The sequence below is a fragment of the Cereibacter azotoformans genome (assembly GCF_021391315.1).
Classification (GTDB): Bacteria; Pseudomonadota; Alphaproteobacteria; order Rhodobacterales; family Rhodobacteraceae; genus Cereibacter_A; species Cereibacter_A azotoformans.
Map to the genome: position 1 here is coordinate 585,123 of NZ_CP090021.1, position 17,338 is coordinate 602,460.

General features: G+C 69.3%; 17 protein-coding genes. 13 read left to right on the plus strand and 4 right to left on the minus strand.

The window, feature by feature from the left end; all coding sequences use genetic code 11:
* The first annotated feature begins 113 nt into the window (after positions 1-113).
* From LV780_RS02930 to LV780_RS02970, 9 genes are all read left to right on the plus strand, one after another.
* Positions 114-1,037, plus strand: a complete 924-nt coding sequence (locus LV780_RS02930; RefSeq protein WP_011907697.1) for a glycine--tRNA ligase subunit alpha — start codon at positions 114-116, stop codon at positions 1,035-1,037.
* Positions 1,034-1,504 (plus strand): DUF6446 family protein, encoded by a 471-nt coding sequence (locus LV780_RS02935; protein WP_108221068.1) that lies wholly within the window; start codon positions 1,034-1,036, stop codon positions 1,502-1,504. Before LV780_RS02930 ends, LV780_RS02935 begins: the two co-directional genes overlap by 4 nt.
* Entirely contained in the window at positions 1,504-3,663 is a 2,160-nt protein-coding gene (glyS, locus tag LV780_RS02940) for a glycine--tRNA ligase subunit beta (RefSeq protein WP_108221067.1), read from the plus strand. The genes LV780_RS02935 and glyS overlap by 1 nt, the downstream gene beginning before the upstream one ends.
* Before the next feature lie 118 nt (positions 3,664-3,781).
* The gene (locus LV780_RS02945; protein WP_011907700.1) at positions 3,782-6,340 is read left to right on the plus strand and encodes a putative PEP-binding protein; all 2,559 of its coding nucleotides are present in this window, start codon (positions 3,782-3,784) and stop codon (positions 6,338-6,340) included.
* A gap of 205 nt (positions 6,341-6,545) precedes the next feature.
* A complete protein-coding gene (locus LV780_RS02950; protein WP_101340528.1) occupies positions 6,546-7,232 on the plus strand; it encodes a cell wall hydrolase in 687 nt (228 codons plus the stop codon).
* Between the two features lie 100 nt (positions 7,233-7,332).
* Positions 7,333-8,235 carry a dihydroneopterin aldolase gene (locus tag LV780_RS02955; protein ID WP_108221066.1) on the plus strand — a complete coding sequence of 301 codons (903 nt, stop codon included), beginning with the start codon at positions 7,333-7,335 and terminating at the stop codon, positions 8,233-8,235.
* Between the two features lie 45 nt (positions 8,236-8,280).
* Positions 8,281-9,318, plus strand: coding sequence for a dihydropteroate synthase (gene folP / locus LV780_RS02960; protein ID WP_117344878.1), 1,038 nt, complete (start codon positions 8,281-8,283; stop codon positions 9,316-9,318).
* The gene (gene glmM, locus LV780_RS02965) at positions 9,315-10,658 is read left to right on the plus strand and encodes a phosphoglucosamine mutase (protein ID WP_011907704.1); all 1,344 of its coding nucleotides are present in this window, start codon (positions 9,315-9,317) and stop codon (positions 10,656-10,658) included. Before folP ends, glmM begins: the two co-directional genes overlap by 4 nt.
* 94 nt (positions 10,659-10,752) lie before the next feature.
* Positions 10,753-10,971: a hypothetical protein gene (locus LV780_RS02970; protein ID WP_011907705.1), complete on the plus strand. Its 219-nt coding sequence runs from the start codon at positions 10,753-10,755 to the stop codon at positions 10,969-10,971.
* Positions 10,972-11,030: 59 nt separating this feature from the next.
* Here the strand turns inward: LV780_RS02970 and ilvC are convergent, their stop codons facing one another.
* Entirely contained in the window at positions 11,031-12,053 is a 1,023-nt protein-coding gene (gene ilvC / locus LV780_RS02975; RefSeq protein WP_011907706.1) for a ketol-acid reductoisomerase, read from the minus strand.
* Positions 12,054-12,183: 130 nt separating this feature from the next.
* Between ilvC and LV780_RS02980 the strand changes: the two genes are divergently transcribed.
* The 3 genes from LV780_RS02980 (at position 12,184) to LV780_RS02990 (ending at position 14,372) form a co-directional block, all read left to right on the plus strand.
* Positions 12,184-12,639 carry an Lrp/AsnC family transcriptional regulator gene (locus LV780_RS02980; RefSeq protein ID WP_011907707.1) on the plus strand — a complete coding sequence of 152 codons (456 nt, stop codon included), beginning with the start codon at positions 12,184-12,186 and terminating at the stop codon, positions 12,637-12,639.
* Positions 12,636-13,094: an Lrp/AsnC family transcriptional regulator gene (locus LV780_RS02985; protein WP_101340531.1), complete on the plus strand. Its 459-nt coding sequence runs from the start codon at positions 12,636-12,638 to the stop codon at positions 13,092-13,094. The genes LV780_RS02980 and LV780_RS02985 overlap by 4 nt, the downstream gene beginning before the upstream one ends.
* 150 nt (positions 13,095-13,244) lie before the next feature.
* On the plus strand, positions 13,245-14,372 hold the full coding sequence (locus LV780_RS02990; protein WP_108221064.1) for an aminotransferase class V-fold PLP-dependent enzyme: 1,128 nt from the start codon (positions 13,245-13,247) through the stop codon (positions 14,370-14,372).
* 3 nt (positions 14,373-14,375) lie between these two features.
* Here LV780_RS02990 and LV780_RS02995 read toward each other — a convergent pair whose 3' ends face one another.
* The 3 genes from LV780_RS02995 to LV780_RS03005 all read right to left on the minus strand — a co-directional run bounded on the left by LV780_RS02995 (position 14,376) and on the right by LV780_RS03005 (position 16,586).
* Positions 14,376-15,575, minus strand: a complete 1,200-nt coding sequence (locus LV780_RS02995) for a UbiH/UbiF family hydroxylase (RefSeq protein WP_101340532.1) — start codon at positions 15,573-15,575, stop codon at positions 14,376-14,378.
* Positions 15,576-15,626: 51 nt separating this feature from the next.
* The gene (locus LV780_RS03000; protein WP_011907711.1) at positions 15,627-15,857 is read right to left on the minus strand and encodes a hypothetical protein; all 231 of its coding nucleotides are present in this window, start codon (positions 15,855-15,857) and stop codon (positions 15,627-15,629) included.
* Between the two features lie 81 nt (positions 15,858-15,938).
* Positions 15,939-16,586: a pyrimidine 5'-nucleotidase gene (locus LV780_RS03005; RefSeq protein WP_101340533.1), complete on the minus strand. Its 648-nt coding sequence runs from the start codon at positions 16,584-16,586 to the stop codon at positions 15,939-15,941.
* A gap of 116 nt (positions 16,587-16,702) precedes the next feature.
* Here LV780_RS03005 and LV780_RS03010 point away from each other — a divergent pair, with 116 nt between their 5' ends.
* Positions 16,703-17,338 (plus strand): GntR family transcriptional regulator, encoded by a 636-nt coding sequence (locus LV780_RS03010; protein WP_011907713.1) that lies wholly within the window; start codon positions 16,703-16,705, stop codon positions 17,336-17,338.

The following is a 17,338-nucleotide window of genomic DNA, read 5'->3' on the forward strand; positions in this document are numbered from 1 at the left end:
CCTCGCGCGGGCCGCGGCGGCAGGCCCGTCATTTCCGGTCCGCGCGGCCGCCGCCGATTGACCCTCGCCTGCCTCTTGCCTATGGAGAGGGCGCTTTGCAAGAGGGCCAGCGCATGACCGGCAAACCCGTTCCCCCCCGCAGCTTTCAGGAGATCATCCTGCGCCTGATGACCTATTGGGGCGGCAAGGGATGCGCGGTGCTGCAACCCTACGACATGGAGGTGGGGGCGGGCACCTTCCACCCCGCCACCACGCTGCGCTCGCTGGGCGCGCGGCCCTGGGCCGCCGCCTATGTCCAGCCCTCGCGCCGCCCGACCGACGGCCGCTATGGCGAGAACCCCAACCGCCTCCAGCACTATTACCAGTATCAGGTGCTGATCAAACCCTCGCCGCCGGATCTGCAGCAGCTTTATCTCGGCTCGCTTCAGGCGATCGGGATCGACATGGAGTTGCATGACATCCGCTTCGTCGAGGATGATTGGGAAAGCCCCACCCTCGGCGCCTGGGGCCTGGGATGGGAGGTCTGGTGCGACGGGATGGAGGTCAGCCAGTTCACCTATTTCCAGCAGGTCGGCGGCCACGACTGCAAGCCGGTCTCGGGCGAGCTGACCTACGGGCTCGAACGGCTGGCGATGTATGTGCTGGGCGTCGATCACGTCATGGACATGCCCTACAACGATCCCGACAGCCCGACGCCGCTGAAGTATGGTGACGTATTCCGCCAGACCGAGCAGGAATATTCGCGCTGGAACTTCGATCAGGCCGACACCGAGATGCTCTTGCAGCATTTCAAGGACGCCGAGGCCGAGTGCGAGCGCATCCTGTCCGCGCCCGAGACCGACAAGGCGGGCCGCCGGATCGTCATGGCCCATCCGGCTTACGACCAGTGCATCAAGGCCAGCCACCTCTTCAACCTGCTCGACGCCCGCGGCGTGATCTCGGTGACCGAGCGGCAGGCCTATATCGGCCGCGTCCGCGCGCTGGCGAAGAAATGCGCCGATGCCTTCGTGACCACCGAAGCGGGGGCGGCTGCGTGAATGGCAAGCTCCTCGCGGGTGGCATCGTGCTGATCGCCCTGATCGCCGGGGCGGCGGTCTGGTGGACGCAGCTCCATGCCTATTACGAGGAGGTCTCCTTTGACCGCGGCAACGAGATCCGCCTGACGCCGCTCCTTGGCGAAGTGCCCGAGGTGATCGTGGCGGACGGGGTGAAGGGGATCGACGCCGACTCCTCGCCGCTGCGCTTTCGCGCCTGCTTCACCACCCCGCTCAGCCAGGCCATGCTGACCGAGACCTATCGTGTCTATCCGAACCCCACGCCGCTCAACGCGCCGCCCTGGTTCGACTGTTTCGACGCGCCGGGGATCGACGCCGCGCTCCGCCGCGGCGAGGCCATCGCCTTCCTGTCCGAACATGACATCGCCCCCGGGGTGGATCGCGTCGTTGCGGTCTTTCCCGACGGCCACGCCTATGCGTGGCACCAGCTGAACGCCGAGGAACAGTAATGCCCGACCTGCTGATCGAACTCTTCTCGGAAGAGATCCCCGCGCGGATGCAGGCCCGCGCGCGCGAGGACCTGAAGAAGCTCGTGACCGACGGTCTGGTCGAGGCGGGCCTGACCTACGCCTCGGCGGGCGCCTTCTCGACCCCCCGGCGGCTGGTGCTGTCGGTCGAGGGGCTTTCGGCCGAAAGCCCGACGCTCCGCGAGGAGCGCAAGGGCCCCAAGGCCGACGCGCCCGCCGCCGCCATCGAGGGCTTCCTGCGCTCGACCGGCCTCACGCGCGACCAGCTCGAGACCCGCGAGGACAAGAAGGGCGCCGTCCTCTTCGCCGTGGTGGAGAAGCCCGGCCGCCGCGCGCCCGACATCGTGGCCGAGGTGCTCGAGCGCACGATCCGCGCCTTCCCCTGGCCCAAGTCGATGCGCTGGGGCACGGGCTCCTTGCGCTGGGTGCGGCCGCTCCATTCGATCCTCTGCCTGCTCTCGGACGAAGCCGGATCGCAGGTCGTGCCGGTCACGGTCGATCAGGTGACAGCCGTCAACACCACCGAGGGTCACCGTTTCATGGCGCCCGGCCGTTTCGCCGTCACGGGCTTCGACGACTACCGCGCCAAGCTGCAGCGCGCCTTCGTGATGCTGGATGCGGCCGAGCGCGAGCAGGCGATCTGGCACGAGGCCACCACCCAGGCCTTCGCGCAGGGCCTCGAGGTGGTGCCCGACGCGGGGCTTCTCGCCGAGGTCGCGGGCCTCGTGGAATGGCCCGTGGTCCTGATGGGGCCGATCGGCGAAGAGTTCCTCGGCCTGCCGCCCGAGGTGCTTCAGACCTCGATGCGCGAGCACCAGAAGTTCTTCTCGGTCAGGAACCCCGCCACCGGCCGGATCGAGAAGTTCGTGACCGTGGCCAATCGCGAGACCGCCGACCACGGCGCCACGATCCTGAAGGGCAACGCCAAGGTGCTGTCCGCGCGCCTCTCCGACGCGCGCTTCTTCTGGGAGAACGATCGGCGCACGGTGCAGACGGTGGGCCTCGAGGGCATGGCCGCGGGCCTCGCCCATGTCACCTTCCACAACAAGCTCGGGTCTGAGGCCGACCGCATCGCCCGGATCGAGGCGCTCGCGCGCGAGATCGCGCCGCTGGTGGGCGCCTCGCCCGACCTCGCCGCCGAGGCCGCGCGCGTGGCCAAGGCCGACCTGCAATCCGCGATGGTGGGCGAGTTCCCGGAGCTTCAGGGGACGATGGGCAGCTACTACGCCCGCGCGGCCGGCCTCCCCGAGCCTGTGGCGCTGGCCTGCAAGGCCCATTACCAGCCGCTCGGCCCCTCCGACGCGGTGCCGACCGACCCCGTCTCGGTCGCCGTGGCGCTCGCCGACAAGATCGACACGCTCACGGGCTTCTGGGCCATCGACGAGAAGCCCACGGGCAGCAAGGACCCCTTCGCGTTGCGGCGGGCGGCTTTGGGGGTGATCCGGCTCGTGCTGGCGACGCACCGCCAGTTGCCGCTTCTTTCGTTGTTCCGTCTTATCTTCCTGTGGCGTCAGCAACTGTCTGTCGCTGGCCACGCCGACGCCTACGCCGTGCTGGTTGGGGTGCAAGTGGCCATCCGGCGCGATGGTGCAACAGTGACGACGCCGAGCGAGGCCGCCGACCTCCTCACCTTCTTCCACGACCGCCTCAAGGTCCACCTGCGCGAGCAGGGGATCCGGCACGACGTGATCGACGCCTGCCTCGCCATGCCCGGCAACGACGATCTGACCCTCCTCGTGAAACGCGCCGAGGCCCTCTCGGCCTTCCTCAAGACCGACGATGGCACCAACCTCCTGCAGGGCTTCAAGCGCGCGAACAACATCCTCGCGCAGGCCGAGGCCAGGGACGGCGTCGAATATTCCTTCGGCGCCGATCCGAAGTTCGCCGAGACCGACGCGGAGCGCGCGCTCTTCGCCGCCCTTGAACAGGCCGAGGCTGCCATCGCCCCCGCCATGCAGGCCGAAGACTTCGGCGCCGCCATGGCCGCCATGGCCGCCCTCCGTGCCCCGATCGACGCCTTCTTCGACACGGTCCAGGTCAATGCCGACAATCCGGTCCTGCGGCGCAACCGGCTCAACATGCTCCATTCCATCCGTGCCACCTGCGCGAGCGTGGCCGACCTAACCCGGATCGAGGGCTGAGCCCTTCATTCTGGCTCAAATATCCCACGGGGGTGCGGGGGTGTGAAACCCCCGCTTCCCACCTCTCCGCTTGCTTGCCCGGTCCGGTTGCGTATCCTGCCCTGAAGGGAGCGCCGCAGTGCAGAAAATCGAGCCTATCGCCGACTTCGACCGCATCACGCCCACCGCGGCGATCACCTTGGGCACGCACGGCTTCCGGGCCAAGTGCCTGCAGCGCCTCGTGCGGCTCGATTTGCCGGTGCCCGTTACCGTGGCCCTGCCCGCCACCACCGTCCGCGCCATCGCCACGGGCCATCCGGTCGATTGCGCCGCGATCCTTGCCGATTTTGGCCCCACGCCCCTCGTGTCCGTCCGGCCCAGCCCGGAAAACTCCGACTGGGGCGGGCCGGCCACCGTGCTCAACATCGGCATGAACGCGGCCCGCCACGCCGCGCTTGCCCGCATCCACGGCGAAGAGGCCGCGGACGCGATCTATCTCGGCTTCATCCAGAGCTACGCCATCCATGTCGCGCGCCTCGATCCCGAGACCTTCGACACCGACGGCACCTCGTCCGAGGCGCTGAGGGCGGCGCTGCACGCCTGGCAGGAGGAGATGGACGAACCCTTCCCGCAGGACCCGGCGCGGCAACTCTCCGAGGTGCTGCGCTCGATGGCCCGCGCCTGGGAGGGCACGACGGCGCGGCTGCTGCGCCAAGCCAAGGGCGCGCCCGCCGAGGCGCGGCTCGGCCTCGTGGTGCAGGAGATGGCGCAGGATCTGGGGCAGGGGATTTCGGGCTCGGGCGTGATCCAGTTCGTCGATCCCGCCACCGGCGCCCCGCAGGTGACGGGGCGCTTCTTCAACCGCTCGCGCGCCTGGCACGGCAAGGCCGAGACGCTCTATCTCACCCGCGACCCGCGCGGACCCTCGCTCGAGGAACGCGCGCCCGAGATCTTTGCCGCGCTCTGCCGTCACGGCTCGGTCTGCCGCGCCCGGCTGCGCGAGGAGATGCAGATCGAGTTCACCATCGAGGACAGCCGCCTGGCCGTGCTCGATGCGGTGAAGGTGCAGAGATCCTCGCGGGCCGGGCTGAGGATCGCGGTGGCGCTGGCCGAGGATCAGATCATCACCCGCGCCGAGGCGCTGCTCAGGGTCGAACCGCGCGCGCTGTCCGAACTGCTCCACCCTCAGGTCGATCCGCGGGGGCGGCGCGACCGCTTCGCCCGCGGCATCCCGGCCAGCCCCGGCGCGGCGGTGGGGCGGATCGTCTTCTCGTCGCAGGCCGCGCAGGCCTCGGCCGCGCGGGGCGAGCCCTGCATCCTCGTCCGGCGCGAGACCTCGCCCGAGGACATCCGCGGCATGAACTGCGCCGCGGGCGTCCTGACCGAACGTGGCGGCGTCACCAGCCACGCCGCGGTGATCGCGCGGGGCCTGGGTCTGCCCTGCGTCGTGGGGGCCTCCGAAATCCGGCTCGATGCGCGCGAGCGCCGCCTCGTGGCCCCCGACGGGCGCATCTTCCGCGAGGGCGACCTCATCACCGTGGACGGCACCGCGGGCGAGGCGCTGGCGGGCGAGGCCGCCATGCTCGCGCCTGCGCTCGACAGCTGCTTCCGCAAGCTCCTGTCCTGGGCCGACGAGATGCGCGACATCGGCGTGCGGGCCAACGCCGACACGCCGGCCGATGCGCTGGTGGCGCGCCAGTTCGAGGCGCAGGGCATCGGCCTCTGCCGCACCGAGCACATGTTCTTCACCGACGACCGGCTCGTGGTGATGCGCGAGATGATCTTTGCCGACAGCGCGACCGACCGCGCGGCGGCGCTGGCCCGCCTCCTGCCGATGCAGCGGGCGGATTTCGTGCAGCTGTTCGAGATCATGCAGGGCCATCCGGTCTGCATCCGCCTGCTCGACCCGCCCCTGCACGAGTTCCTGCCCCATTCGCGCGAAGGGATGCTGGAGCTGGCCGAGGCGCTCGACCGGCCGCTTTCGGAAGTGACGCGGCGCGTCGAGGCGATGGCCGAGTTCAATCCGATGCTGGGGATGCGGGGCGTGCGCCTCGGCGTGACCATCCCCGAGATCTACGACATGCAGGCGCAGGCCATCTTCGAGGCGACGCTCGAGGTGGCGGGCCGCGGCGATCCTGTGGTGCCGGAGATCATGATCCCGCTCGTCTCGGCCCGCCGCGAGGTCGAGCTGGTCAAGACCCGGATCGACGCGGTGGCGGCGGCCGTCCACACGAAATACGGGCGCGACTTCGCCTACCGGCTGGGCGTGATGGTCGAGACGCCGCGGGCGGCGCTGCGGGCCGGCGAGATCGCGCAGCACGCCTCGTTCCTCTCGTTCGGCACCAACGACCTGACGCAGATGACCTATGGCCTCTCGCGCGACGATGCCGGTCGCTTCATGAGCACCTATGTCCAGAGCGGGGTCTTTCCCGAGGATCCGTTCCACATCCTCGACGTGGACGGGGTGGGGGAACTCTTGCTGATCGGGGCCGAGCGTGGGCGCCGGACGAGGCCGGATCTGGTGGTCTCGATCTGCGGCGAACACGGGGGCGACCCCGAATCGATCGAGTTCTGCCGCCGCGCGGGCTTTGATTATGTCTCCTGCTCGCCATATCGAGTGCCCTTGGCTCGGCTGGCCGCCGCTCATCTGGCCATCCGCGGCCGAATGGAGTCGAACGCCGAGAGATCAATGCGTTAGGCAAGGATTCCGTCAAAGTTGTCACCGTGGCATGCCTGCAACATGGGCGGGATCCCGCCCATTTGATGCTTTGGTGAGCGTTGTAAAAATGTCACGCGGCTGGACTCGCCGGGCGTTTTCCGGCAGCCACGGCCCGGTTCCGCGCGGGATGGGTTCTGGGCCACCTGCTCCTCGTGCGACGCAGCAACGACCGGGAACAGAGTAAATGCGCTTGCTTTATGTCTGGATGCGCAGCGCCGTGGCGCTGACGCTTCTGAGTGGAGCGGCCTTCGCCGATGTGACGGTGAGCCAGTCCAACGACCCGTCCGCCAGTCTGAGCGGACAGCTTTCGGCCCTTCTGGGTTCCGAGAAGAACGCGCTGGGGACGGTGCCTGCGCACCGGCTTGAGCAGGTGGCGGCCGCGGTCGTGCGCCGCGAAAAACGTCCCGCGTCGGGCGAGCCTGTGGGCGCTCCTCCGACGCTGCGCTATGACGAATCCTGGCTGGCCTCGCAGCCGGTGACGTCCAAGGGCTCGGACGAATGGAAGTGCCTGGCCACCGCGCTCTATTTCGAGGCGCGCGGCGAGTCGATCCAGGGGCAGTTTGCGGTGGCCGAGGTCATCATGAACCGCGTGGACCGTCCGGGCTATCCCGGCTCGATCTGCGGCGTCGTCAATCAGGGCGGCCAGTTCTCCTACATGTTCGACGGCAAGCCCGAGACGATCCACGAAAAGGCCGCCTTCCAGCGCGCGGGCAAGATCGCCGCGCTGATGCTGGCCGGTGCGCCGCGCCAGCTGACGCAGGGCGCCACCCATTTCCACACCCGCGCCGTGCGGCCGGGATGGGCGCACCGCTTCCCGCGCACGGCCGCCATCGGCGCGCATCTCTTCTATCGCCAACCCGGCGGCTCGTGATCCGCGATCGGTCGCGCCTCTTGCCTCGCCTGTCGCCTTCGCGCTAGGCGGGGCCGGTGCCGGGGATATGCTGCCGGAAGACCGACGCCGGGAGGCTCTCTTGACCAACGACATCCGCCTCGCCTTCGCCCATCCCGAAGAGCGGGCCGAGGCTTCGGCCGGCGCGGCCCCGCGCGACCGCATCTCCTTGCGCGACCATGTGGCCGAGGTCGAGATCGGCGCCTTCCAGCAGGAGCGGGGCACCCGCCAGCGCGTGCGCTTCAACGTGGTGGTCGAGGTCCGGCCCCATCCGGCGCCGCTTCAGGATGATGTGGACCGGATCCTCTCGTATGACCGCATCACCGAGGCCATCGCCGACGAGCTTTCGGCCGAGAGGCTGAACCTTCTGGAAACCCTCGCCGAGCGGATCGCCGAGCGGATCCTGGCCGAGCCGCAGGCGATGCGGGTCTTCGTGCGGATCGAGAAGCTCGACCGCGGGCCGGGGGCGCTGGGGGTGGAGATCGTGCGCTCGCGCGCCGAGGCGCCTCTGCGGCGGACGGGCGAGGGCGGCGAAGCGATGCATCCGCTGGTGGTCTTTCTCGACAATGCGGCCATTGCGGCCACGGACCTGCCCGCCCGGCTCGATGCGCTCGAGGCGCGGGGGCTGCCTCTCGTGCTGGCGGTGGGCCTGCCGGACGCGCCGCGGCCCGAGACGCGCCATCGGCCGACCCAGCGGCGGATCGACCTGCTGGCCATCGAGCAGAACGCCTGGGCGCTGGCCGCGCGCGATCCGCGCTGCGTGGTGGTGGCGACGCGGACCGAGATCGACTGGGCGATGCGCCGGGGCCAGACCATCGTCTGGGCGCCGTCGAAGCTGGTGCTCGACGCGGTGGACGGGCCGAACTCGCGCGAGCCGGTGGCGCTGGCGCTGTGGCTGGCCGAGATGCTGGCGGCCGAGCGTCTGGTTGTTCACGGGGATGTAATATTGCCGGCGGGAAGCCGCGTGCCGCTCGAGCGCGCCTGACCGCGCCCTCTTGCGCCCCGGGCGCATGCGCCGCATGAACCGGCCATGCACTATGTCCGTCCGATCCCGCTTGCCGATCCGGCCCGGCCCGACGAGGCGCTTCCGCTTGCCGGGGGCCCGCTTTACTTCGACCGTGTCGAGATCCTCGAACGCGGCCGCACGCCGCTGATCCTGCCCGCGCGGGAGCTTGATCCCTCCGTGCTGGCGCCGCTGACCGCGCCACGTCCGCCTCTGGCGGGCCTCTCGATGGGGCGGCCGCTGGTGATGGGCATCCTCAACGTGACGCCCGACAGCTTTTCCGACGGGGGCCGCTTTGCGGCCCTGCCCGACGCGCTCGCGCAGGCGCAGGCGCTGGCGGCCGACGGGGCCGACATCCTCGACATCGGTGGCGAGAGCACCCGTCCCGGCGCGGCCGAGGTCGATGCCGCCGACGAGATCAGCCGCACCGCCCCGGTGATCGAGATGCTGCGCGGGCAGGGGCTGTCGCTTCCGGTCTCGATCGACACGCGCAAGGCGGCGGTCGCCGAGGCGGCCTTGCAGGCCGGCGCCGATCTGGTGAACGACGTGGCGGCCCTGACGTGGGACGCGGGCCTCGCCAATCTGGTCGCGCGCAGCGGGGCGCCGGTCTGCCTCATGCATGCGCAGGGCACGCCGCAGACCATGCAGGCCGATCCCCGCTATGACGATGTGCTGCTCGATGTCTATGACTGGCTTGCGGAGCGTATCCGCGCCGCCGAGACCGCGGGCATCCCGCGATCGCGGATCGTGACCGATCCGGGCATCGGCTTCGGCAAGACCCTCGAGCACAATCTGGCCATCCTGCGCCGCCTGTCGCTGTTCCACGGGCTCGGCTGTCCGATCCTGCTCGGCGCCTCGCGCAAGCGGTTCATCGGCACCCTTTCGGGCGAGCCTCTGGCCGATCGGCGGATGGTGGGCTCCGTCGCCGTCGCGCTTGCCGCAGCGGCGCAGGGCGCGCAGATTCTCCGGGTGCATGACGTGCGCGAGACGCGGCAGGCACTGGTTCTGTGGCGGGCAGTCACATGCGAGGCGGAAGAGCCCGCGAGAGGAGGGACGCAAGCATGACGAGAAAACTCTTCGGCACCGACGGGGTGCGCGGGCGGGCGAACAGCTATCCGATGACGGCCGAGGTGGCGCTGCGGCTGGGCGCGGCCGCGGGGCGCTATTTCCGGCCCGTCGGGGCGGGCTCTCCGCGGGTCGTGATCGGCAAGGACACGCGGCTGTCGGGCTACATGCTGGAAAATGCGCTGACGGCGGGCCTGACCTCGACCGGCATGAACGTGCTTCTGCTGGGGCCGGTGCCCACGCCGGCGGTGGGGTTTCTCACCCGCTCGATGCGGGCCGATCTGGGCGTGATGATCTCGGCCAGCCACAATCCGCACGAGGACAACGGGATCAAGTTCTTCGGGCCCGACGGCTTCAAGCTCTCGGACGAGGCCGAGGCCGAGATCGAGGCGATCCTTGCGGGCGAGATCCAGCCGGCGCAACCGGGCAACATCGGCCGGGCCAAGCGGATCGACGACGGGCGCGGGCGGTATCAGGAATACTGCAAGACCACCTTTCCGGCGGGCCTGCGCCTCGACGGGTTGAAGGTGGTGATCGACTGCGCCAACGGGGCGGCGTACCGCGCAGCGCCCGAGGTGCTGTGGGAGCTGGGCGCCGAGGTGATCCCGCTGGGGGTGGAGCCCGACGGCAAGAACATCAACCTGCGCTGCGGCTCGACCCACCCCGAGGCGGCGGCCGAGGCGGTGCGGGCGCATGGCGCGGACGTGGGCATCTGTCTGGATGGCGACGCGGACCGGGTGATCATCCTCGACGAGCAGGGGCGGCAGGCCGACGGGGACCAGATCATGGCGCTCTTCGCCGCCCGCTGGGCCGAGGAGGGGCGGTTGCGGGATGCCACGCTGGTGGCCACGGTGATGTCGAACCTCGGGCTCGAGCGGTTCCTGTCCGCGCGGGGCCTGCGGCTCGAGCGGACGCCGGTGGGAGACCGCTACGTGGTCGAGGCGATGCGGAGAGGGGGCTGGAACCTCGGCGGCGAGCAATCGGGCCATATCGTCATGACCGACTTTGCCACCACGGGCGACGGGCTGCTGGCCGGGCTTCAGTTCCTGGCGGCGATGGCGCAGACGGGGCGCAAGGCCTCGGAGCTGTCCCGCAGCTTCGAGACGGTGCCGCAGCTTCTGCAGAATGTCCGCTACGCGGCCGGGCAGGAGCCCCTGACCGCGCCGAGCGTGCAGGCCGTGATCCGCGAGGCGGAAGTTCGGCTGAACGGGTCGGGGCGGCTTCTGATCCGCAAGTCGGGGACCGAGCCGCTGATCCGCGTCATGGCCGAGTGCGAGGACGAGGCGCTGCTGCGCGATGTGGTCGAGGAGATCGTGGCGGCCGTCAAGGACGCCGCCTGAGGGAACAAGGCCGCGCGCGGGCGCATTGTCGAGGCATTGCGGAGGGACCGGGCCCGGCCCGGCCCTCCGGCCCCATCCCGACAAGGAGACGCCCATGGACTTCGCCTGGATCATCCCCTTCCTGTTCATGTTCACGCTGCTGTGCGGCATCGTGTTTGCCATGGTCAGCAAGAAGCGCGTCGAGGATCGCCGCCACGACCCGAACGCCCCGAAATCGACGCTGGCCAAGGACGGCCCGCAGGGCGGCGTGGCCTTCCTGCGCAAGGATGGCCCGACGTCCCAGAAGCCGGACGCGGAGCCGGTGCTGGAATAAACCATCCCCTCAAGAAGCGAAAGGCGCCCCGAGGGGCGCCTTTCCGGCCTGTCGCGCGATCAGTTGCGCGCCCGGTCCACCATCTTGCCCTTCGAGATCCAGGGCATCATGCCGCGCAGCTTCTCGCCGACCTTCTCGATCTGGTGCTCGTCGTTGATGCGGCGGGTGGCCTTGAAGAAGGGCTGACCGACCGCGTTCTCCTGCATGAAGTCGCGCACGAACTTGCCGGTCTGGATGTCGGTCAGAACCGCCTTCATCCGGGCCTTGGTCTCCTCGTAGGGCAGGATGCGCGGGCCCGAGACATATTCGCCGTATTCGGCGGTGTTCGAGATCGAGTAGTTCATGTTGGCGATGCCGCCTTCGTAGATCAGGTCCACGATCAGCTTCACCTCGTGCAGGCACTCGAAATAGGCCATCTCGGGCTCGTAGCCGGCTTCCACCAGCGTCTCGAAGCCCATGCGGATCAGTTCCACCAGACCACCGCAGAGCACCGCCTGCTCGCCGAACAGGTCGGTCTCGCATTCCTGACGGAAGTTGGTCTCGATGATGCCCGAGCGGCCGCCGCCGATGGCCGAACAGTAGGAGAGGCCGATCTCCATCGCCTTGCCGGTCGCGTCATTGTGCACGGCCACGAGGCAGGGCACGCCGCCGCCCTTGACGTACTCGCCGCGGACGGTGTGGCCCGGGCCCTTCGGCGCCATCATGATGACATCGACTCCCGGCTTCGGCTCGATCAGGCCGAAATGCACGTTCAGGCCGTGGGCGAAGGCGATGGCCGAGCCTTCCTTCAGGTTGTCGTGGACGTATTTCTTGTAGGTCTCGGCCTGCAGCTCGTCGGGCATGGTGAACATGATCAGGTCGCACCAGGCGGCGGCCTCGGCGATGCCCATGACCTTCAGGCCTTCCGCCTCGGCCTTCTTGGCCGAGGGCGAGCCCTCGCGCAGCGCCACGACCACGTTCTTCGCACCCGAGTCGCGCAGGTTCAGCGCATGGGCGTGACCCTGGCTGCCGTAGCCGAGGATGGCGACCTTCTTGTCCTTGATCAGGTTGATGTCGCAGTCGCGATCGTAATAGACGCGCATGGGGCGCTCCTTTCGGTGATGAACTGATGCGCACCCTAAGGATATCGGGACGAGAGCGGCTGCAAAGTTTGACGATTGGCGCAGGTTCTGGCAAAGATCATGCGCCGAAGTGGCTTTCCGTGAACAGATCATGCTGGACGATACCGACCGCCGTCTGCTGCGACACCTGCTGGCCGAGCCATCGCTCGGCACGGCGGAACTGGCCGAGCGCGCCGGTCTGACCACGGCGACCTGCTGGCGACGGCTGGAACGGCTGACCGAGCGCGGCGTGATCGGCGCGCGGCAGGCTTTGATCGACTGGCGGAAGCTCGGCTATTCGGTGGAGGTCAGCTTGCGCTTCACGCTGGACAAGACCGACCCGCGGGCGTTCGATGAATTCCTTGCCGCCGCCCGGCAGGTGCCCGAGGTGATCGGGATCGAGACCTTCCTCGGCCGCGTGGATGTGCGGCTGAACGTGATCGCGCGCGACATGAAGCACTATCAGGAGCTTTACCGCAGCCGCATCCTGACCCTTCCCCATATCGCGGACATCGAGGCGCTGATGCTGGTCGCCACCATCCGCGAGGCCGAGGCGTTGCCGCTGTGATCGACCTGGACGACACCGACCGGGCGCTGCTGCGGGCTCTGGCTGAGGATGCCACGCAAAGCGCCGGCGCGCTGGGACGTCGGCTTGGCCTGTCGCAGCCGGCCGCCTGGCGCCGGATCCGGCGGATGGAGGAGGCGGGCGTGATCGCCGGCCGGCGCCTGGTGGTGGACCGCGCGGCGCTGGGCTTTGGCGTCACCGTCTTCCTCGGCGTGAAGCTCGCCACCAAGGGTCGCGTGAGTCTTGAGGATTTCGAGCGCGCGGTGACGGCGATCCCCGAGGTGCAGGTGGTGCAGCATGTGCTGGGCCTGTTCGACTACCGCCTGCGGGTGGTGGCCCGCGACATCGCCGATTTCGAGCGCGTGCTCCGGCGGAGGATCATGACCCTGCCGGGGGTGGGACAGGTCGAGGCCAATGTGCTACTGACCGAGGAGAAACGCCCCGGGCCGCTCGGCTAGCGGAGAGGCCGGGGGCTGTCTGCCCCCGGACCCCGAGGATATTTGGGCCAGAATGAACGAGGCGACAGGCCGGGTGGACTGCGACCTTTTTCGGGTGGCGCAGGGGCGGGTGCCGGCGCTATCTCTCGGGGACACAGGAAGGAGGCCCCCATGCCCGCGCTGCGCCCGGATGTCGATCCCGATGGTCTGATGGAGTTCTCGGTCGTCTTCACCGACCGTTCGCTGAACCATATGTCGGCCCGGTTCCAGCAGGTGATGCGCGACATCTCGGCCATGCTGCGCGAGGTCTATGCGGCCGAGGCCGTGGCCGTCGTGCCGGGCGGCGGCACCTTCGCGATGGAGGCGGTGGCGCGGCAGTTCGCGACCGGGGCCCATGCTCTTGTGGTGCGCAACGGCTGGTTCTCCTATCGCTGGACGCAGATCCTGGAGGCGGGCGGTTTTGCGGCGGAGCAGACGGTCGTGATGGCGCGGCCCTCGGGCAACGGGGCGCGCGCGCCCTTTGCGCCGCCGCCGATCGAGGAGGTGGTGGCGAAGATTGCCGAGGTGAAGCCCGACGTGGTCTTTGCGCCGCATGTCGAGACCTCCTCGGGGATCATCCTGCCCGACGATTACATCGCGCGCATGGCCGAGGCCGCGCATGAGGCGGGCGCGCTGATGGTGCTCGACTGCATCGCGAGCGGCTGCGTCTGGGTGGACATGCTGGCCACGGGCGTGGATGTGCTGATTTCGGCGCCGCAGAAGGGCTGGTCCTCGTCGCCGGCGGCGGGGCTGGTCATGCTCTCGGCGCGCGCGGCGGAGCGGCTCGAGGCGACTCAGTCGAACAGCTTCGCGCTCGACCTCAAGAAGTGGCGCGCCATCATGGCGGCCTACGAGGCGGGCGGGCACGCCTATCACACGACGATGCCGACGGACGCGCTGCTGGGCTTCCGCGAGGCGATGGCGGAGACGCGGGCCATGGGATTCGGGGCCGCCAAGGAGGCGCAATGGCGGCTTGGGCGGGAGGTCCGGGCGATGCTGGCCGCGAAGGGGGTTGAATCGGTGGCCGCCGAGGGCTTCACCGCGCCCGGTGTGGTCGTCAGCTACACGGACGATCCCGAGATCCAGACCGGGCGGAAGTTCCTCGCGCAGGGGATGCAGATCGCGGCGGGTGTGCCGTTGCAGGTGGGCGAGGGGGCCGAGTTCCGCACCTTCCGGCTCGGCCTTTTCGGGCTGGACAAGCTGGCCGACGTGGAAGGCACGGTTGCGCGGCTGAAGGCGGTGGTGGACCGGGTGATCTGAGGCTCAGGCGACGCCGAGGCCCGCACGCATTAGCGTGCGGCGCACCGGCGCCGATCCGTAGAGGGCGCCCAGGAACGTGGCGCGCAGGTCGCGCCAGGCGGGATCGCCGGCCATCGAGGCGCGGTTGAGAAGGTCGATGCCGAGGATGCGGGCCTGCACCTCCCAGTGCCGGCGCCGGTGGTAGGCGTCGAGCATGGCGGCCGACCCGAAATCGCCCTTGTGATCGGCGGCCAGCTCCAGCAGCGCGCGCAGGTCGGCGAGGCTCATGTTCAGCCCCTGCGCGCCGATGGGCGGCATGACATGGGCCGCCTCGGCCATCAGCGCCGTGCGCTCGCCCGACATGCGTTCGGCCACCTGGCTGATGATGGGCCAGACATTGATCTGCGAATTGAGCGTGAGTGGCCCGAGCAGACCGCAGGAGCGCGCCGTCATCTCGGCTTCGAACGCCGCGCGCGGCAGGGCCTTCAGGCGCAGCGCCTCGGCGCCCCGCTCCATCCAGACGATGGCCGAGGCGGGCTTGCCGCCGGCATCGGGCAGGGGCACGAGCGTGAAGGGGCCGCCCGAGCGGTGGATCTCGGTCGAGACATTCTCGTGCGGGATCGGATGCGTGACGGTGAAGGCGAGCGCCTTCTGGCCGTAACGCAGCGTGCGCACCGCAATCCCCAGCGCGTCGCGGACCGGAGAGGCGCGCCCGTCGGCGGCCACCAGCAGGCGGGCCGAGACGCGCGTGCCGTCCGAGAGCGTCACGAGCGCCTCGCTCTCGCGGGTGAGGACGGACCGGGTCGCGGTGCCGGGGCGGAAATCCACCTTCTTCAGGGTCTTGAGATGAGCCACCATCTCGCGCCGCAGCAGCCAGTTCGGCAGGTTCCACCCGAAGGGCTGGCCGGAGATGTCGGCCGCGTCGAAATCCTTCACCACGCGCGGTTCGGGCACGGGGCCGCCGGCATCCACGATCCGCATGACCTGCAGCGGTGCGGCGTGCGGCGCAAGCCGCGGCCAGAGGCCAGCCGCCTGCAGAAGCGGGATGGAGGGCTGGAGAAGCGCCGTCGAGCGCAGGTCGGCGCCTTCGGCTTCGGCCGAAGTGACTGGCGGCTGGGGGTCGACGCAGATCACGGACCAGCCGGCCGAGGCAAAGGCGGCCGCGGCCGTGAGGCCGGCGACCCCTCCGCCGGAGACGAGAATGTCGGTTGCGATCCGGGCCATGGTTTCCTCCGTTTCCGGGGACGCTAGAGGCGTGGGCGCCGGTCGTCCAGATCAGCCCAGCGTGATCATCACGATAAGGCCCATCATCACCGGCACGAAGACGAGCGCGGTCATGCCCAGCATGACGGGGCCGAACGCCAGCGTGCCAAGCGCCACGATCGCGATCAGCGCGGCCGCAAAGGCGAACAGGACCAGGTCATCGCGGTTCGTCTTGCGCGTGTGGCGCTCCACCGGGGGGATGATGTGGTTCGGCAGGTCGGTGATGTCGGCGTAAGCGTTCATGCAGGATCTCCGTTAACAACGTCGGACAGATAGTCGCAAACGGGCGATATTGCTAGGGCATTATGCCGCGTTCCGGGGCGATCAGGGCTGAAGCCGGGCCAGAAACTCCGACAGGTCGAGCGTGTGGTGGTGGATGTGGGGCGCCGGCACCGCCTCGGGCGCGACATGGACCGTGCGCATCCCCATCGCATGCGGCTCGACGAGGTTGCGCGAATCATCCTCGAACATGGCCGCGGCGGCGGGGCTGAGCCGGTCGGCGGCAAAGACGGTCTCGAAGGCGGCGCGCTCGGGCTTGGGCCGGAAGCCCGCGTGCTCGACCCCATAGACGGCGTCGAAGAGACCGCCGAGGCCGCGCGCCTCGAGCACGCGCTCGGCATAGGGGGCGCAGCCGTTGGTATAGACGATCTTGCGCCCCGGAAGGGCGCGGATGCGGGCCGCGAGGATCATGTCGCGCTCGAGATGGTCGAGCGAGATGTCGTGGACATGGCTGAGATAGGGGCCCGGATCGACGCCATGCTCGGCCATCAGGCCCGCGAGCGTGGTGCCGTAGCGGTGCCAGTAGTGCCGTCGCAGCCGGTCGGCCTCGTCGCGCACCACCCGAAGCTCGGTCATCACCCAGTCGGTCATGCGCCGCTCGATCTGGTCGAAGAGCCGGGCGGAGGGCGGATAGAGTGTGTTGTCGAGGTCGAAGACCCAGCCCCGGACGTGCGAGAAACGATCGGCCACCATGGGCGGACGCTAGACCCGGCGGCGTGACGGCGCAATGGTTTGCCGTTGATCTGCATCGCCGCTCGCGGATAACGTCGCGCCGTTCCGCAGGAAGCTTGGGAAAGGGCCGCGTCCTCGTGCAGAAAGATGCCTATACGCTGATCCTCGAGGCCATCGAGGGAGGGCTCTACAAGCCGGGCGACCGTCTGGTCGAATCCGAACTGGCCGAGCGGCTGGGCGTGTCGCGGACGCCGGTTCGCGAGGCGCTGCAGCGGCTCGAGACCCAGTCGATGCTGACGCGCGACGGGCGGAGCCTGATCGTGGCGTCGCTCGACCACAACCAGCTGTCCGAGCTTTACACCGTGCGCACCGAACTGGAGGGGCTGGCCGCGCGGCTGGCGGCGCGGCACGCCACGGAAGAGGAGATCCGCGTGCTGCGCGGCATGGTCGAGGATGACCGCGCGCTCCTCGGCGGCGATCCGCGGGCGCTGTCGAAGGCCAACAAGCGGTTCCACAAGCAGATCCATCTCGCGTCGCACAACCGCTTTCTCGTGCAGCAGCTTGACCTCGTGCATCGGTCGATGGCCCTTATGGCGAACACCTCCTTCGCGGCCGAGGGGCGTGACGAGGTGGCGATGGCCGAACATGACCAGATCGTTCAGGCCATCGCGTCCCGTGACGGCGATGCGGCCTATGCCGCCCTGCGCAATCACATCTCGAAGGCCTTCGAGACCCGGCTGAGGGTGGATGCGGGCGAGTTGCGGATGCGGTGA

What these genes read in the sequence shown, in the direction of transcription:
- LV780_RS03000 (WP_011907711.1), bottom strand. Translation starts at nt 15,857, where the DNA reads ATGAACGCTTACGCCGACATCACCGACCTGCCGAACCACATCATCCCC.
- LV780_RS02990 (WP_108221064.1), top strand. Translation starts at nt 13,245, where the DNA reads ATGCCCGCGCTGCGCCCGGATGTCGATCCCGATGGTCTGATGGAGTTC.
- glyS (WP_108221067.1), top strand. Translation starts at nt 1,504, where the DNA reads ATGCCCGACCTGCTGATCGAACTCTTCTCGGAAGAGATCCCCGCGCGG.
- ilvC (WP_011907706.1), bottom strand. Translation starts at nt 12,053, where the DNA reads ATGCGCGTCTATTACGATCGCGACTGCGACATCAACCTGATCAAGGAC.
- LV780_RS02970 (WP_011907705.1), top strand. Translation starts at nt 10,753, where the DNA reads ATGGACTTCGCCTGGATCATCCCCTTCCTGTTCATGTTCACGCTGCTG.
- glmM (WP_011907704.1), top strand. Translation starts at nt 9,315, where the DNA reads ATGACGAGAAAACTCTTCGGCACCGACGGGGTGCGCGGGCGGGCGAAC.
- folP (WP_117344878.1), top strand. Translation starts at nt 8,281, where the DNA reads ATGCACTATGTCCGTCCGATCCCGCTTGCCGATCCGGCCCGGCCCGAC.
- LV780_RS03005 (WP_101340533.1), bottom strand. Translation starts at nt 16,586, where the DNA reads ATGGTGGCCGATCGTTTCTCGCACGTCCGGGGCTGGGTCTTCGACCTC.
- LV780_RS02995 (WP_101340532.1), bottom strand. Translation starts at nt 15,575, where the DNA reads ATGGCCCGGATCGCAACCGACATTCTCGTCTCCGGCGGAGGGGTCGCC.
- LV780_RS02930 (WP_011907697.1), top strand. Translation starts at nt 114, where the DNA reads ATGACCGGCAAACCCGTTCCCCCCCGCAGCTTTCAGGAGATCATCCTG.
- LV780_RS02980 (WP_011907707.1), top strand. Translation starts at nt 12,184, where the DNA reads ATGCTGGACGATACCGACCGCCGTCTGCTGCGACACCTGCTGGCCGAG.
- LV780_RS02950 (WP_101340528.1), top strand. Translation starts at nt 6,546, where the DNA reads ATGCGCTTGCTTTATGTCTGGATGCGCAGCGCCGTGGCGCTGACGCTT.